This window comes from Protofrankia coriariae (assembly GCF_001017755.1).
Lineage (GTDB): Bacteria > Actinomycetota > Actinomycetes > Frankiales > Frankiaceae > Protofrankia > Protofrankia coriariae.
On the sequence record NZ_JWIO01000001.1, the window covers coordinates 211,523 to 213,055 of the forward strand.

Here is a 1,533-nt window from a genome sequence, read left to right on the forward strand (position 1 = left end):
CGGGCGAGCCGCTGCGGGTTGGTGACGAACAGGTCGTCACCAACGAGTTGCACCGACTCGCCGAGACGGGCGGTGAGCTGCACCCAGCCGGCCCAGTCGTCCTCCGCGAGCGGATCCTCGATCGAGACGATCGGGTAGGCCGAGACCAGCTCGGCGTAGTAGTCGCTGAGCTCCTGCGCGCTGCGGCGGGCGCCTTCGAAGCGGTAGGCACCGTCGTCGAAGAACTCCGTCGAGGCCACATCGAGAGCCAGGGCGATGTCCTCCCCGGGCCGGAAGCCCGCCTTGCCGATGGCCTCCACCAGCAGGTCGAGCGCGGCACGGTTCGCCGGCAGGTTCGGGGCGAACCCGCCCTCGTCGCCGACGGCGGTGGCCAGCCCCTGGGTCTTCAGGACGCTCTTGAGCGCGTGGTAGGTCTCCGCACCCCAGCGCAGCGCCTCGGCGAACGTCGACGCCCCGATCGGAGCGATCATGAACTCCTGGATGTCGACGTTGGTGTCGGCGTGCGCGCCGCCGTTGACGACGTTCAGCAGCGGCACCGGCAGCAGGTGCGCGGCCGGTCCGCCCAGGTAGCGGAACAGCGGCAGGTCGGACGCCTTGGCCGCGGCCCTGGCGACCGCCAGGCTGACCCCGAGCACCGCGTTCGCGCCCAGCGCGGACTTGTCCGGCGTCCCGTCGAGGTCCAGCAGGGTCTGGTCGAGGAGGCGCTGTTCGGTGGCCTCCAGTCCGACGATCTCGGGGCCGATCCGGTCGATCACGGCGGTCACCGCGTTGCGTACGCCCTTGCCGCCGTAACGGTCGTCGCCGTCACGCAGTTCGACAGCCTCGAACGCCCCGGTACTCGCGCCGCTGGGCACGGCCGCGCGGCCGAGCGTGCCATCCTCCAGGACGACCTCGACCTCAACGGTTGGATTGCCCCGCGAGTCAAGGATCTCGCGAGCTCCTACAGCCTCGATGGACGGCACGGGCCTCGACCTCCGGTGTGGCGCGTCCGGACGGACACGCCCGACTAGAACGCTACTGTGCGACAGGGCGGGCATCGGCGGCGCCGACGAAATACGACCCGGCCGAGACTATCGCCACCACGCTCGCGACACGTGCCCAAGGCACGTGTCGCCCACGGCCGCCCGCTGGTCCGGTGCGCGACGGGACGGCTGCGGCCAGTGCCGTGACAAGGGGGTCCGGGGGGAGTCCAGAGGCGGGCCGCCCCGCGGACGCCGCCGAAAGCAGGCCACCCACCGGGCACCACGGCCCGTCGCGGCGGGCCGGGCACCGCGAGCCTGTTACCGGTCTGTTACTGCGGGAGTGTCGCGAACGACCAGAAAAAATTATGATCATGGGTGCAACAGCGGCAATGCCGACCGATTCGGAACATATCGGACGATCAAATTTTCCTGACCGATCCAGCCCTTTTCGACCGGTCGGGCTTTTCACGGCCGGCCAGGCCTTCCGGTCGACCAGGCCTTCCGGTCGGGTCGATCGGTCAGGCGTTCTAGGTGATGCGGCCCAGCGGCGGCATCAGCAGCGGGCCGCCGG

Annotated in this window: 2 protein-coding genes (both only partly in view); both read right to left on the bottom strand. The window is 70.3% G+C overall.

Annotation, left to right across the window (positions count from 1 at the left end; translation table 11 throughout):
• On the bottom strand, positions 1–962 hold the 5' portion of the coding sequence (gene eno, locus FrCorBMG51_RS00905; RefSeq protein WP_047221233.1) for a phosphopyruvate hydratase. It extends 355 nt beyond the left edge of the window; only the first 962 of its 1,317 coding nucleotides appear in the window; it begins with the start codon at positions 960–962; its stop codon lies off the left edge, out of view.
• Positions 963–1,489: 527 nt separating this feature from the next.
• Positions 1,490–1,533: the 3' portion of a signal peptide peptidase SppA gene (gene sppA, locus FrCorBMG51_RS00910; protein ID WP_047221234.1), read on the bottom strand. It continues 2,008 nt past the right edge of the window; only the last 44 of its 2,052 coding nucleotides appear in the window; its start codon lies beyond the right edge, outside the window; it ends in the stop codon at positions 1,490–1,492.